Source organism: Agrobacterium tumefaciens (genome assembly GCF_005221385.1).
GTDB classification, from domain to species: Bacteria; Pseudomonadota; Alphaproteobacteria; order Rhizobiales; family Rhizobiaceae; genus Agrobacterium; species Agrobacterium tomkonis.
This window is the reverse complement of the sequence record NZ_CP039904.1, coordinates 2,079,216-2,093,748: the sequence shown is the minus strand read 5'-3', so window position 1 is coordinate 2,093,748 and position 14,533 is coordinate 2,079,216. Positions and strand designations below refer to the sequence as shown.

Annotated in this window: 11 protein-coding genes; all 11 read right to left on the bottom strand. The window is 59.4% G+C overall.

What is annotated here, in order from left to right; genetic code table 11:
* Positions 1–3 precede the first annotated feature (3 nt).
* Positions 4–1,722 carry an Eco57I restriction-modification methylase domain-containing protein gene (locus CFBP6623_RS24785; RefSeq protein WP_080843157.1) on the bottom strand — a complete coding sequence of 573 codons (1,719 nt, stop codon included), beginning with the start codon at positions 1,720–1,722 and terminating at the stop codon, positions 4–6.
* A 248-nt stretch (positions 1,723–1,970) separates the two neighbouring features.
* Positions 1,971–3,122 (bottom strand): RHE_PE00001 family protein, encoded by a 1,152-nt coding sequence (locus CFBP6623_RS24780; RefSeq protein ID WP_080843156.1) that lies wholly within the window; start codon positions 3,120–3,122, stop codon positions 1,971–1,973.
* A 924-nt stretch (positions 3,123–4,046) separates the two neighbouring features.
* Positions 4,047–4,745, bottom strand: a complete 699-nt coding sequence (locus CFBP6623_RS24775) for an HpcH/HpaI aldolase family protein (protein ID WP_080843155.1) — start codon at positions 4,743–4,745, stop codon at positions 4,047–4,049.
* Between the two features lie 12 nt (positions 4,746–4,757).
* Positions 4,758–5,564 carry an SDR family oxidoreductase gene (locus CFBP6623_RS24770; protein ID WP_080843154.1) on the bottom strand — a complete coding sequence of 269 codons (807 nt, stop codon included), beginning with the start codon at positions 5,562–5,564 and terminating at the stop codon, positions 4,758–4,760.
* A gap of 9 nt (positions 5,565–5,573) precedes the next feature.
* Positions 5,574–7,250: a hydantoinase B/oxoprolinase family protein gene (locus CFBP6623_RS24765; protein ID WP_080843153.1), complete on the bottom strand. Its 1,677-nt coding sequence runs from the start codon at positions 7,248–7,250 to the stop codon at positions 5,574–5,576.
* 11 nt (positions 7,251–7,261) lie between these two features.
* Positions 7,262–9,325 (bottom strand): hydantoinase/oxoprolinase family protein, encoded by a 2,064-nt coding sequence (locus tag CFBP6623_RS24760; protein ID WP_080843152.1) that lies wholly within the window; start codon positions 9,323–9,325, stop codon positions 7,262–7,264.
* Positions 9,326–9,470: 145 nt separating this feature from the next.
* Positions 9,471–10,409 carry a nitrogen assimilation transcriptional regulator NAC gene (gene nac / locus CFBP6623_RS24755; RefSeq protein ID WP_080843151.1) on the bottom strand — a complete coding sequence of 313 codons (939 nt, stop codon included), beginning with the start codon at positions 10,407–10,409 and terminating at the stop codon, positions 9,471–9,473.
* A gap of 316 nt (positions 10,410–10,725) precedes the next feature.
* Positions 10,726–11,934, bottom strand: coding sequence for an aspartate transaminase (locus CFBP6623_RS24750; RefSeq protein WP_080843150.1), 1,209 nt, complete (start codon positions 11,932–11,934; stop codon positions 10,726–10,728).
* A 36-nt stretch (positions 11,935–11,970) separates the two neighbouring features.
* Complete coding sequence (locus CFBP6623_RS24745; protein WP_003523645.1) at positions 11,971–12,714, bottom strand: ABC transporter ATP-binding protein; 744 nt, start codon at positions 12,712–12,714, stop codon at positions 11,971–11,973.
* Positions 12,704–13,477, bottom strand: coding sequence for an ABC transporter ATP-binding protein (locus CFBP6623_RS24740; protein ID WP_080843149.1), 774 nt, complete (start codon positions 13,475–13,477; stop codon positions 12,704–12,706). Before CFBP6623_RS24740 ends, CFBP6623_RS24745 begins: the two co-directional genes overlap by 11 nt.
* Positions 13,474–14,460 carry a branched-chain amino acid ABC transporter permease gene (locus CFBP6623_RS24735; protein ID WP_080817073.1) on the bottom strand — a complete coding sequence of 329 codons (987 nt, stop codon included), beginning with the start codon at positions 14,458–14,460 and terminating at the stop codon, positions 13,474–13,476. Before CFBP6623_RS24735 ends, CFBP6623_RS24740 begins: the two co-directional genes overlap by 4 nt.
* Between the last annotated feature and the right edge of the window lie 73 nt (positions 14,461–14,533).

Sequence of the window (14,533 nt, the reverse complement as noted above, 5' to 3'; positions counted from 1 at the left end):
AGATCAAGGGCGACGGCGCTGGCGCACCACTGCAAGCGCCTGTAGAAGATCATCGGAAATTTTCTTCGTAGAAGTCAGGCCGGCAGCCGCATATATGAAGCTGTCGGCTCGCTTGGACGCTTCGATTCGGCTTCCGCGCCTAAGCAACTGGTCTAGTTCTTGGAACACCGAATTCAATTCCGCTGTACCAACTTTGGGCATCAGTAGCTGCAGCCGCTCGGCGTCACGTGGTTCGTGCTTCAAGACGCCAGATCCGTATCTTCGCCCCACGATCTCTGCCGACATCTGACTGAATGACGTCAAAATGCTGATAGCGGCCAATTTGCGCATTTTGGCCGATGCCGCGGCGGCATGAAAGAACACGCGATGTATCGTGTTCGTCGACGTCCCATCGGTTTCGTTGAGCACAAGTCTCGGGCCATCATGATGCATCACTGGAAAAAAAGCGTCTGGATGTCTGCCATCATATGTCTCAGACCAATGACGGCGTTTGCGGAAGGTACTGTTATCCTCGCGCCGCTTTGTATCGAAGGTCGAGAGGTATTTTTCGATCGGGGCACATTGGTCTTCATTCCCAAGGGAAACCAAAAACGTCTTACCTCCTTCCGCAGCGTATTTGTGGAAATCCTCGTCAACAAGAGTGATGCTCGCCGATGCCTTAAACTTGGAAAGCACTTTGATGCAGACCGACTCGGGGATCCCGGCGGCTTCCAGGCCCGAGCGACTTAACACAAAAAAATCGTTTGCGCCGGTTACAACCCCGATCTGGACTTTGGCGAGCTTGCCAAACATTACTACGCTCTCGTGAGCGGCCACTGCCGAAAACAGCGAGGTCTCAGCTGACGTGAGGCTGAGGCTCGCCGCGCTGCGACCGCTTAAATCACCAGTCCAGAGACCTTCATTCCATCGCGAGATCGTCTTCTCAAGTTCCTCAAGATCGGCAGCTATCCCGACAGCCATCCTTCCATCGGCCTCTGACGACAGGAAACCATCGGCTAGCAAGACTACCGTTTCCTCGTCAGTTCCTTCCGAAATGAAGAGTCTATCACGGACCACAAATGCAGCGACGCGTTCGAAGCGGCGAGGCAAATAATCCCTCAGCGCTTTTGCATAGTCGGCCTGCATGAACGCGCCGGGCAAAACCCAAGCCATACGCCCGCCAATTGCGATGAATCTTAGACTGTGCCAGATGAAGTAGGCCCAAAGGCTACTCCGACCTCCAACGCCTGTCACTGGCCACACGCGCGAGGAGAGATCTCGTACCCTCTCCTTCCCTATGCGCTGATGGGGAATATATGGAGGATTTCCAATCACCGCCGTAAATTGGCTCGGCCAAACGTTAACTTCAAAACAGTCGAGGAAATCACCTTGCACGAAACCGTCCAGGTCGCTACGGCCGTCGAACAGTTTTGATAGGTGGGTGAATGCTAAAGAGTCGATATCGCAGCCAAATACTCTTTTCGCAGGGTCAGCTGCACCCCTGCGGGCTAACGTCGACAAAGCGGAAGCAAGGAATCCGCAACCGCCGAAGCTAGGTTCGAGGACAAGATCGTCAGCTCCCCGGATTGCCCAGTCCGATAACATCCCGCTAAGCCTTTGCGGTGTGTAGAATGCCCCGAGTTGGCGTCGTTCTTGCAATCCTCGCGCTGCATTAGAAGCATCGAACGCGACCCGCTCGCCCGCCTGCGTTTCCAAAGCAGCATGGACGTTCACAAAATTCATCACCACCCGCTCAGCCTACTGGAGATCTGAATAACCCGTTCGAATATCACCGCTTAACCTAACTCCGACTTTTCTTTTAAGGCTCTACAACATCATTCTTTAACAAACTCTCGTCGCCAGCAACAGCAAACTGTGCATTGCCATGGGCGACCATATCGCAATAGTTGCATTCAGCTTTATGGTTGTCCGATAGTCCTACAGCTTGTCGTCCACCGCGATTCATTGGCTTTGAAGATCAGAAATGCTACTCATAGGAGCCCCCACGCCCGAAACCTCCCCCTCCCCGTCATCTCGCGCAGACCCAGCTCCAAAACGATCCGCCGCGCCGCCTGCGGCGTCATGTCCAGCGTCTTCGCCACAATCCCGGCCGACACCAACGGCTTTGCCATCACCAAGTCGACGAGCTCGGGCAATTTTGAAGAAGTTCGGCGTCCCTCCAGCTTTCGTTCGAACAGTGTCCGGGCCAGCGCCAGCCTGTCATGCTCCTTGAGTCCGGTCTCCGCGGCGGCGATCAGTCCGTGGGCTATGGCGAGCAACCGGGTCTCCCGGTCACGATGCCGGCGCCGATCGACCGGAATGGTTTTCAGACCGAGATTGATGGCGGCGAGATGGGCGCCTGACGTGATCCCCGCCTGCCGCAGGATCGACGCGGCCAACAGCCGGCCGAGCCAGGGCGCGTGCTGCAGCACGGACAGTTCGTTCCAGGCATCGAGGGCAATGATCGCCTGCAGCACCGCCGGCAACTCGTTGGCCCGGCGCAGCACGCCGCGCCATTCGTCGAGCCGGGCATCCTCGTCCCAGTCGAGATCATAGACGAGAGTATCTCGCTCGCGGGTGTCGATCGCAGGCCGGTCGGGGCGTTTTGCGTGTTCGATCGCGGCGTCAGATCGGGCTAGCAGGGCATCGATGGCCACGAGGTCCACGCCCGGGAGATCTTTGTCGTCGCCATCATCATCCCCCTCCCCTTCCCGCTCTACCACTTGTGCAGGCTGAATACTGCGGTCGTTCTCAGCGTTGTCAGGACCGTCTGATGGTCCAGGCCACGCCTGGGTTTGTCGCAACGTTCGGATACCCTCTGCGGACAACGCCCAATCCGGCGACTGCCCAGAAATGCGCCGACGGGTGCGGAGCACGTCACGAGCGATGGTGAGTTCGTGGGTTGGCGCGCGGGTATCGCGAAACGCGTCGTGGAGGACGAGGTCTTCGAGATGGACGAGTTCGCCGTCGATCCAGAGGGAAGCACAGGCGTCGGCGAAGTTTTGGCGTTCGATCCAGCCGGCGCCGATCGGTGAACGGGCGATGCGCTCATCGAGACGCGCCAGGGCGACACCGGCGTCGAAAGCCGGTCGCATCAAGGCTGTCATGCTGATTTTCGCGAGATCGTAAGCCATTGAAATCATGGTAAATGATTTCTTATAGGAACTCTATCAGAATATTAGAGTTCCTCACATCGCATGATTGTCAGTTGGCCTTCTAACCATCGATAAGTACCCCTTATCGACAATAGATAAGATGTTTCCATAGCAACGAAAGGATCATATATACTTAAATGGATCCGAATTACTCTCAGAAACACATTGAAAATAAGAGAATTTATTGGATATCATTTTTTCACTCTGACTTAAGCTACCACCGAGCGACATCCGTCCTTAGTCATTTCCTCGCGCAAAGGAATCTGCGGTAGCACCTACCAACTTCGCGTTATATAAGGCAACATTAGGCGTTCACGCTTCCGGCCCATCGAGGAGTGCCGTTGACCTACAGCCACGTCGTATGACCGTCGTCGGACACGCTCGCTCATCTGCGCGAACGTGTGCCTTCGGTTTGCACCTTGCACCCATGATCGTAGTGCTTTTGCGCACTGGATCGCAGTTTTCGGGCTATTGTAGGATACGATAGCGTAGGAACTGGTTGCGGGGGAAGGATTTAATCATTACTTGCTGCCGCCCCAACCACGCAGTGATATAGTGAAGTTTCTCGCTATTGATAACCGTGGCGGACTATTTCGCACGACAGCGTAAGGCTTGCATTGCGACGGTAGTATCTAAGCGAGTTTCAGTCGATCGCCGACATCGACAGTATCGGCATGAAACCCGCGGCTGAGTAATTTGAATGGGGACCCGGACCCAAAAAAACGCGGGGACCGCGGGAGACGCCGCACTGTGGGCGGATCAAGCGCGGCGGCGGGGATGACGGCGGACCCCGTTCGGAGCCCGCCAAGCCGGCTGAGCTTTCGACGGCTGGGCGCTGGGTACACCGGCGCATGACGGAAACGGGCGTGCCAGTCGAGCGTGCGCCCTGCTACGGATCTGCAATATGCTACCTCAACCAAGAGCCTTCTTCACCGCGGCGAGACCACGGCGCAGGAACGGATCGGAATGGACGTAGAAGAATTGTACGCCGCGTTCCCGCCAGTGCGGCAATTCATCCAGCGTCGCGAGCGTTCCCGCAATCTTTCCGGCCGCGCGTATCTTGTCGACAGCGATGGCGACCTTCTCCATCACCACATCCGGGCGCGGCTCGCCGAATGGCGGCGCGGGCGGATAGCCCATATCCTGCGAAAGATCGCCGGGACCGATGAAGAACACGTCGATCCCCTCGACCGTCAGCATCTCGTCCAGAGCATCGATCGCATCGACGGTCTCGATCATGGCGATGACCAGCCGCTTTTCATGATCGGACGGCAAGGCGTAACGCACCGCGTCGACAATCGCGCGGGCCTCGTCGGCATTGCCGACCATGGGTACCATGATCCCGTCCGCGCCAGCATTCAGGTAGCGGATGATGATCGGCCGCTCGTGCGAATGCGGGCGCACGATGGCAGCGCCACCGACGGAACGCACCACCTGCCCGGTCGCCCGCACATCCTCGAAGCTCCATGTACCGTGCTCGCAATCGAGGAAGACCGCGTCCGCGCCCAGTTCCACCAGCCGGGCGGAAAGGCCCGACGACGTGTGGTGCGGGGTGAACATGCTGATAGCTTCACCCGCCGCAAGACGGGCGCGCAGCTTTGCTCCATTCATGGACGTCTCTCCCTAGTTCTTTTTCGGCATATCCGGCGTATCGTCCGGCGCCCCTATCCAGCGCGCGACATCGATATCCTTCGACGTGTCACGCATATGGGTCGGGCAGATGTGCAGTTCCGGAATGACCGCGCTTTTGTTCAGGCTGGCGCAGAGCACGATGGCGCGGGCCACGTCATGCGGATCCATCATCACGGCGCGTTCTTCCTTGAGGGGCGGCCGCGCGCGGTTGTTCATGATCGGCGTATCGGTCTCGCCCGGCAGGATGGTCGTCGCACGGATACCCTGGTTGCGATAGGTATTGTGCAGGAAGGTCATGAAGTTCTTCACGCCCGCCTTGGCAGCCCCATAGGCCACGCCGCCCAGAAGATTGGGATTGAGGGCGGCGAGCGAGGAGACGGTGATGATGGTGCCCTCACCCTTTGCGATCATCTCCGGCAGCACCGCCTGCGTCAGGTTGAACACGGCCGTCAGATTGACGTTGAGGGTGGCGTTCCACTCCTCCTCGCCGATGAAGCGGGCGTTGAGCACCTTGCTGGCGGAACCGGCATTGTTGACCAGAATATCGATGGGACCGACGGCCTCGCCGATCGACTTCACCGTGTCGAAGATCGCCTCGCGCGAGGCGATGTCGAGCGTGCGCGCGATGGCCTTGCCCTTCTTCTTCTCGATCAGTTCCGCGACCTCGCGCAGCGGATCGAGACGGCGTCCAGTCAGAACGACCGTCGCCCCTTCTTTCGCCAGCAGAATTGCGGTTTCGCGGCCGATGCCTGAACCGGCGCCGGTTACCAGCGTAATTTTTCCGTTCAGCAGTCCCATTCTCATCTCCTATTCGGCTGCGGCGGCAATGGCGCCAGAATAGCCGAAGATTTCTTTCGCCGCCTTCGCGGTGACAAGACCTTCGGAAATATCCTGTTCGATCAGCGCGCGCGAACGCTCGCTGGCCCTGCCCCAGCCGCCACCGCCGGGTGTCTGGACTTCCAGACGTTCACCGGTCTGAAGAACGACCTTGCCCTTGGGGAAATGCGACTTGCCCTGCTTCATCACCTTGCCAGCGGACCCGCTCTGGCCTTCCACTACGCCGAAGCAAGGGTGGCGGACGCGTTCCGACGCCAGATAGATGTTCATCGGGTTCTTGCCGAGATTGCGCAGAACGACGCGCTGACCGAGACCGCCGCGATGTTTGCCGGCACCGCCGGAATCGGCGATGAGTTCCTTGCGTTCCGTCAGCACCGGAACGGCGACCTCGAACATTTCGATGGCCGTGACCTTGCAGTTGGATGGGAAGCTCAGCGTATCCAGCCCGTCGAATTCGGCGCGTGCGCCCTGCCCGCCATGGAAATTCTGCACGGAGCCATATTGCGTGCCATCGTTGCGCTGGCCGACGCAATTGGCCGCCCAGATCGGCGCGCCGCCGCTATCGCCCAGAACCTTTTCGGGTACGATGCCTTCCAGCGCCTTGAAGATGAGCGAGGGAATGACGTGGCCGATCAGGTTGCGCGAATTGCCCGCCGTCCATTCCTGCGGATTGAGAATGCAGCCGAGCGGCGCCTCGTCGGTGATCGGGACGATGCAGCCCTCATTATTGGGTGTTTCGGCATCGAGCAGGCATTTCAGCGCGTAGACCGAATGGGCGTAACGGTAGTTCGTGCGGCAGTTGATCGAGTGCAGGACCTGATCCGACGTGCCGGTATAATCCACATGAATGGAATCGTCCCTGACAATCACCGAGGCTTTCAGCTTGACGTCGACATCGTAGCCGTCGAGCAGGACTTCGGCGGAATAGGTGCCGTTCGGCCATTCGCGGATCGCCTTGCGCGTCTGCGCCTCCGAACGGGTGTGGATGGCGTCGGCCAGCCCATCGACATCGTCCAGCCCGTATTCATCGAGGAATTTCACCAGTTCGCGGCCCATGACATTGTTGGCGGCGATCATCGATTCCAGGTCACCGCGCACTTCCGTGGGAAGGCGGACGGAGGCTGCGATGATATCGAACACATCCTCGTTCGGAACGCCGGCCTTGAGCAGCTTGACGATAGGGAAACGGATGCCTTCCGCGAAAATGTCGCTGGCTTCCGAATGCAGCGGCGCGCCGCCAATATCGGGAAGATGAGCGATCGATCCCGCATAGGCGACGACCTTGCCATTCTTGAAGATCGGCGTGATCATCGTCACGTCGGGCAGATGGCCGGTTCCGATTTCCGGATCGTTGGTCGCGAGAACATCGCCCTCTTCCAGCATCTCGACCGGAAACTTCGGCAGGAAATATTTCTGCGCCGCCGCGGGCAGCGAGGTGATGAAAACCGGGATCGACCAGGTGCATTGCGCCAGCGCCCTGCCCTTACTGTCGAGAAGTACCGTAACGTAATCATGGTTCTCACGCACGATCGGCGAAAATGCCGTCTTGCCAAGCACATTGTCGGCCTGATCCGCGATGAAGATCAGGCGGTTCCACATGACCTGAAGGTTGATCGGATCGTTGAAATCGGTTGCGGGTTTCGACATCTGACTGCCCCTTAGAGAATGTTGATCACGAGATTGCCGTGGGCATCGACGTGGAAGGCGCCGCTCGGCCCGACAACGGCCGTCGATTCACGCTGTTCCACAATGGCAGGCCCCTTCACCTCGTGGCCGACCGGCAGCTTGTAGTGGTCGTAAACCGAGGTTTCGACATAGCCGCCCGCCTCCTGAAAATAGACCTGGCGGCTGCCCTTTCGGGCTTCGGCAACAACAGTTTCATGCGGCCGGGTGACCTGATCCTTCTCGCCGCTGGCGCGGAGACGCCAGGTGATGACTTCCAGCGGTGCGGCCACCGTGCGGCCGAACAATTCGCGATAGAGCTTGAAGAAGCTGCCGCGCAATTCTTCAAGGAAAAGGTCTTTCGGCAGGTTACGGTCGGGCAGTACCACCGTGATCTCGTGTCCCTGCCCCACATGGCGCATATCCACGGTATAGCGATTGGTGATCGTCTCCTTCGGAACGCCGGCGGCCGAAACGACTTCCGCACCCTGAGCGGAAAGATCATCGAGCAGGTGGTTCATCGCATCGATATCCCAGGCATCGAGCGCCATCGGATGGCTTGCGGAGAGATCGACGGCGACCGGCGCGATCAACAGGCCGATGGCGGAGCTGACACCGGCGCCGGTCGGGCAGATGATGCGCGAAATGCCGAGCTTGCGGGCGATGCCGTAGGCGTGCACTGGGCCTGCTCCGCCGAAAGCGACCATCGGCAAAGAGCGTGGATCGACGCCGAGATCGGTCGCATGCATGGCAGCCGCCTTGCTCATGGATTCATTGACGAGATCGTGGATGCCCCAGGCGCAGCGCTCGACGGACACATCGAGAGAAGCGGCCAGTTTGGACATCGCCCCATGGGCCGCGCCCTTCGACACCTTGAACGAGCCGCCGACGAAGGATTCAGTTCCCATGTAACCGAGCAGAATATCGGCGTCAGTCACCGTCGGTTCGGTTCCGCCGCGCTGATAGGCGGCCGGACCCGGCATGGCACCGGCGGAATGCGGGCCGACATCGAGAAGGCCGAGAGGGTTCTTCGCGGCGATGGAACCGCCGCCAGCGCCGATCTCGATCATCTGGATCGACTGGATTTTCAGCGGAAAACCGGAGCCCTTGCGGAAACGCTGGTAATGCGCGACTTCGAGATCGGTGCCGACATTCGGTTCGCCATCGGGAATGAGGCAGAGCTTGGCGGTGGTGCCGCCCATGTCGAAGGAAAGAACGCTTGCTTCGCCCGCCGTGCGGCCGAATTCGGCGGCGGCGACAGCGCCTGCTGCGGGTCCGGATTCGATCAGGCGCACGGGAAGTTCGGCGGCGCGGCGGCTTGGCACAAGACCGCCTGAAGAGGTCATCCACAGCACCTGCCGGTCGATGCCTTTCTTAGCAAACTCCCGCTGCAGATGGGCGACGTGGCCCGACATTTGCGGGCGGGTATAGGCGTTGACCACCGTTGTCGAGGCGCGGTCGAATTCGCGCATTTCCGGGCAGACCTCGGAAGACAGCGACACGAAAATGTCAGGGTCTTCCTCGCGCAGAAGGGCGGCGACGCGATGCTCATGCTGCGGATATTTGTAAGCGTGCAGCAGGCAGACCGCCACAGAGCGAATACCCTTTTCCTTCAGCCGTTCGGCGATCTCGCGAACGGTCTCTTCCTTGAGTTCCGTCATCACCTCACCATCGGCGGCGATGCGTTCTTCGGCGCCGAAACTGTTGGCGCGGGTGACCAGCGGATCGGGATATTTGATGTTCAAGTCGTAGAGATCGTAACGCCCCTCGTTGCGGATGCGCAGCATGTCCTGAAAACCGTCGGTGGTGACGAAGCCGGTTTCAACGCCCTTGCGCTCCAGAACGGCATTGGTGACGACGGTGGTTGCACCCAGCACCTGCAGGTTCTCGATCGCAATCGCGTCCGCATTCTTTTCGAGCAGCTCCGACACGCCCTGCACAACGGCTTCCGCCGGATTTTTCGGCGTGCTCAGGACTTTATGGAGGTGAAGTTCGCCGCTGTCGTCCAGAAGCGCGAAATCGGTAAAGGTACCGCCAGTATCGAAAGCCAGTTTTGCCATTGTTTCCCTCGAGCGACCATGCAGCCTCTTTGGCTGCCTTGTGGACCCAAATTTGAATCCGTTCACTGATGGAAAATTGAAGCCTTCAGCCCACCTTTACCAACACAACCTCGGTCTGCCGCCATAGGGTTTGCTTATAGCGAATTCAGATGGCGCGAATGCCAGGATGGTGGCCGCTCTTGAGCTTGGTGACGATCTCGAGAAGCACGGAACGCGCTGCCAGAGCCGGCTCGGAAAGCGGCATATGATCGGAGACGCAGAGTGAAACCGTGGCGTCGATGACAGGGGTTGTGAGCGGGTGCAGTTGGGCGCCGCTGAAGCTCGGGGTTTCCAGAACAACGGAGGCTGGAAGGATCGTCGAGCCGAGACCGTCCAGTACCGCCGCCCCGAGCGCCGGCACGGATTCCAGCTCGGAAATGACCTCCGGTCGCGCCCTGGCGCGGGCCAGCCCTTCATCGATGAGCCGGCGAAGAAAATGCGCTTTGCTCGGCAGCAACATCGCGTGGCCATCCAGCGCCGAGAGCGGAAGCGGCTGACCGGGTTCGGCCGGCAACTTCATATCGGCGGGCGAGACGAGGAACATTTCTTCGCGGAACAAAGGTTCCAGCGTTACGCCCTTGATGGGATCGGAGGTGTAGATCAGCGCCATGTCCATCTTGCCGGTCATGATCAGCTCGCTGAGGATATGGCCGAAACTGTCGTTGATATGGACCGTGATGGCGGGAAACCGCGCCCTCATCTCCTTGATGAGTGGCAGGGACAGTGCGCTGGACGAGGAATAGGTGGCAAGCCCGATGGAGACGCGGCCGGAGACCGAGCGGGCCGAGCGGTCGATATCGGTCTGCGCCTGCTCGATCTGCTTCAGCATGATCTGGGCATGGCGATAGAGGATCAGCCCGGCCTCGGTCGGTGCGATGCCGACATTGCTTCGTAAAAGAAGCTGGTGTTTGAAATGCTGTTCCAGCGACGCGATCTGCTGTGACAGCGCCGGCTGCGCCACACGAAGAATGCCGGCGGCACGCGACACACTGCCGGTATCGACAATCTTGACGAAGCTCTTGAGTTTTTTGAAATCGACGCTCATCGGTCCCCACTTTTTGGGGGAAATCCTAGCGCATCGATGCGGAAACAGGAATGGGTTTCTGCGAGGACGGCGCGTAATTTCAATGGGATAGGTGTTTTTTGGTATATGTGCACGACACAGCTGTGTGCGTACATCTCCACCTCCGTCATTCCGGCCCTGAGCCGGAATCCAGTCGACGCGCGTCTGAGCGGCGGGACAAGTCTTTTCAGCCCAAGGACTTGGGCTGGCTGGATTCCGGCTCAAGGCCGGAATGACGGGAAGTGAAAAGCGTCAAGAACCCTTGTAAAGGCGAGCCTGTTTAGGGGTCAGATTTGCCCTACCTTAGCGCAGCCACAGCGCTCTCAATGCGATTGCATGCATCCTCCAGAACTTCCATGGAGGTGGCGAAGGAAATGCGGAAATAGGGCGAAAGCCCGTATGCCGCGCCTTGAAGGGCCGCCACGCCGACGCTGTCGAGGAGATAGAGGACGAAATCGAGATCGTTTTCGATCACCTTGCCATCCGCCGTCGTCCTGCCGATCACCCCGGCGCAACTCGGATAGAGGTAGAAGGCCCCATCCGGAACCATGCAGGAGAGGCCGGGGATCGCATTCAGGCGCGCGCAGGCGTAGTCGCGCCGCCGCTTATAGACCGCGACACTTTCCGTCACGAATGTCTGGTCGCCGGAAAGCGCGTGGGCTGCGGCGGCCTGGCTGACCGAGGACGGGCAGGATGACATCTGCGACTGCAACTTGTTGATGGCGGCGATGAGTGCTGCCGGCCCTGCCCCGTAACCGATCCGCCATCCCGTCATGGCATAGGATTTTGAAACGCCGTTGGTCAGAAGCACCCGGTCCTTCAGTTCAGGAACGACGGCAACGAGGGTTTTCATCGGCTCATCCCTGAACCAGACCTGATCGTAAATATCGTCGGAAAGGACCATGACATGCGGATGGCGCAGCAATACGTCGCCCAGCGCCTTCAGTTCCGCTTCGCTATAGGCAGCACCCGTCGGGTTCGAGGGAGCGTTGAGGATCAGCCACAGCGTCTTCGGGGTGATCGCCGCTTCCAGCGCTTCGGCGGTCAGTTTGAACCCTGTTTCCTCCGGGCATGCGACGATGACGGGCGTGCCGTCATTGGCGATGACCATATCTGGATAAGACACCCAGTAGGGAGCCGGAATAATCACTTCCACACCATTCTCCACGCTTGCCATCAGCGCCAGAAACAGGATCTGCTTGGCGCCGCCGCCGACGCAGATTTCGCTATCGCCATAGGTGATGCCGAGACGCTTCTGGAAATCGCCGATGATCGCCTTGCGCAGCGCTGGCGTGCCGTTGACGGCGGTATATTTGGTCTCTCCCCGGTCGATGGCGGCATGCGCCGCGGCCTTGACGGTTTCCGGCGTATCGAAATCCGGCTCGCCCACCGTCAGGTCGGCGATATCGCGGCCGGCGGCCTTCAATTCGCGGGCGCGGGCCGCCGCCGCCGTGCTTGGCGAAACCCTAATTTTCGACACGCGCGATGCTGGCACGAAAGTGCTCATGGTCTTTCCTCGTCTCAATCTAAAGCTTTGGACCTGTCAGTGCGCGGCTTCGAGTTCGCCGCGCATCTTTCCGGTCAGGAACAATTCGCCAAGTTCGTCATGGGTGATCTCCGCCGGCGTGCCGTCCCAGATCACTTTGCCGAGACGCAGAATGACGGCGCGCTCAGCCACCTCCATGGCCTTTTTGGTATTCTGCTCGACCAGCAGGATGGTCATGCCATTCGCATGCAGCCGCAGGAGTTCATCGAACACGATACCGATTGCGGCCGGCGACAGGCCGACCGAGGGCTCATCCACCAGCAGTACCTTCGGCCGCTGCAAAACCGCCATCGCCACTTCGAGCAATTGTTGCTCGCCGCCCGACATATTGCCCGCGAGCGTCGAACGCCGTGTCTTCAGGATCGGGAAAAGGTCATAGACATAATCCCGGTCCGCCTTCACTTTCGCATCCCGGATGGTATAGGCAGCCATTTGCAGGTTTTCATCGACGGTCATGACCGGGAAATTGCAACGGCCCTGCGGCACGAAGGATATGCCCTCGCCCAGAATGGCGCGCGACGACAATCCGGCGATGTTCCTGCCGCGCCAGTCGATGCCGCCTTCCTTGATGGTCGTCATGCCATAGAGCGTCTTGAGCAGGGTCGATTTGCCCGCCCCGTTCGGCCCCATGAGGGCCACGAATTGGCCGGCCGGCACATCCAGATCGACGCCGTTCAGGATATCGAGATTGCCGTAACCCGCGCGCAGGCCCTTGATGGAAAGATTGCTGTCAGCCGCCAAGATAGGCCTCCCTCACACGCTGGTCCTTGATGATGTCATGCGGCAGTCCCTCGACCAGTTTCGTTCCCTGATCGAGCACGACGACGCGCTCGCAGATGCTGGTGACGACATCGATATTATGTTCGATGACGAGGAAACTCACGCCGAGCGATTTATTCGCATATTGGATCGTCTCCACCACGCGCTCGATGATCTTCGGGTTGATGCCCGCCATCGGCTCGTCGAGCAGGATGAGCTTCGGTTCCGGCATCAGCATGGAGGCGAACTGGATGAGTTTCTGCTGGCCGCCGGACAGATTGCCGGCGGGTTGATGACGAACGTCCCAGAGGCCCGCCATCTTGATCAGCTCGCGCGCCCGCTCTCTCAACCCGGCCACGCGGCGGCGCGACATGCCACCGAGGCCGAATGTCGACAGGAGCGAGGGAAAGGTGAACATCTGGCCGGCGATGATGAGGTTCTCCTCCACATCGAGCGCCTTGAAGGTCACTGTCTTCTGGAACGAGCGCAACATGCGGCCTTCGCGGGCGATGCGGTTGAGCGACCAGCCGGTGATATCCTGCCCGTCCAGTATCACCTTGCCGGTGTCCGGCCGGGCAAGCCCGGTGCTGCAATCGAAAAAGGTGGACTTTCCGGAGCCGTTAGGCCCGATCAGTCCGGCGATCTCGCCGCGATTGATGTGCATGCTGACATCGTTGACCGCCTTCACCGCACCATAGGACTTGCTGAGGTTCTTTATCTCAAGGATGGGAAGATGAGCCGTCATTTCGAGCCTCCGATCGCGTTCCAGAAGCGATTGATCAGGGGAGCAAAGCCCTTTTTGAACCAGAAGACGAGAACGAGAAGGCAGAAACCATAGGCGATCATCCGCACTTCAGGAGCGACGCGCAGCGCCTCCGTCAGACCGACGAAAAGCAGGCTGCCAAAAACGGTTCCCGAGATCATGCCCGCGCCGCCGCCAAGAACGATAATCAGCATCGTCGTGGAATAATACATCTGGAAGGTCAGCGGGCTGACCACAGTGAGGTAATGGGCATAGAGACTACCCCCCACCCCGGCAAAAACGGCGCTCAGCATGAAAACGATCAGCTTGTAGCGCCAGGTAGGAACACCGAGGGATTCCGCCAGCGTTTCGTTTTCGCGAATGGCGACCATGTTGCGGCCCGCCGGCGAGCGGACGATTGCCCATGCGGCAAGCGTTCCCAGCACGCAGATGGCCAGAGCGAGATAATAGAAGCTGGTGGTTCCGCTGACCGTGAAGGAGAGCGGGCCAAGCTCAAAATAGGGCTTTGGTATGCCGGAGAGGCCCATATCACCACGGGTCAGCGAAATCCAGTTCTTGGCGATTGCCTGGCCGATGATGACGAAACCTAGCGTACACATGACGAAGGACGTCGAGCGAAGCCGCAAAGCCGGAATGCCGAGCGGCAGGGCAAGTGCGCCCGAGACAAGGCCGGCGGCAATGAGGTTCACGTAAAACGGCGTTTCGTAGTGAACCGCCAGCAGGCCGGCTGTATAGGCGCCAATGCCGAAGAATGCCGCCTGCGCCAGCGACAGCAAACCAGTGTAACCGACGAGCAGATTGAGGCCATGCGCCGGCAGCATGAAGATGAGCGCGATGATCAGCGAGTGGGTAACGTAACGCGTGCCGATAAAGGGAGCGGCAAGTGCTACGACGATCAGGACGGCGGCGAGCGGAATACGCAGATCGCGGCGGCGTGCCTGGGGAACGGTGTCTGTGAGAGACATGTCTAGTCCTCAAATTCGAGTAAATTCGGCGGGCGCGGCTTTTAAAGCGCGTCGCGTTTAATTGAACTCATGC

Coding starts and splice junctions, on each gene's coding strand:
- CFBP6623_RS24785 (WP_080843157.1), bottom strand. CDS start 1,722: ATGAATTTTGTGAACGTCCATGCTGCTTTGGAAACGCAGGCGGGCGAG.
- CFBP6623_RS24780 (WP_080843156.1), bottom strand. CDS start 3,122: ATGATTTCAATGGCTTACGATCTCGCGAAAATCAGCATGACAGCCTTG.
- CFBP6623_RS24775 (WP_080843155.1), bottom strand. CDS start 4,745: ATGAATGGAGCAAAGCTGCGCGCCCGTCTTGCGGCGGGTGAAGCTATC.
- CFBP6623_RS24770 (WP_080843154.1), bottom strand. CDS start 5,564: ATGGGACTGCTGAACGGAAAAATTACGCTGGTAACCGGCGCCGGTTCA.
- CFBP6623_RS24765 (WP_080843153.1), bottom strand. CDS start 7,250: ATGTCGAAACCCGCAACCGATTTCAACGATCCGATCAACCTTCAGGTC.
- CFBP6623_RS24760 (WP_080843152.1), bottom strand. CDS start 9,325: ATGGCAAAACTGGCTTTCGATACTGGCGGTACCTTTACCGATTTCGCG.
- nac (WP_080843151.1), bottom strand. CDS start 10,409: ATGAGCGTCGATTTCAAAAAACTCAAGAGCTTCGTCAAGATTGTCGAT.
- CFBP6623_RS24750 (WP_080843150.1), bottom strand. CDS start 11,934: ATGAGCACTTTCGTGCCAGCATCGCGCGTGTCGAAAATTAGGGTTTCG.
- CFBP6623_RS24740 (WP_080843149.1), bottom strand. CDS start 13,477: ATGACGGCTCATCTTCCCATCCTTGAGATAAAGAACCTCAGCAAGTCC.
- CFBP6623_RS24735 (WP_080817073.1), bottom strand. CDS start 14,460: ATGTCTCTCACAGACACCGTTCCCCAGGCACGCCGCCGCGATCTGCGT.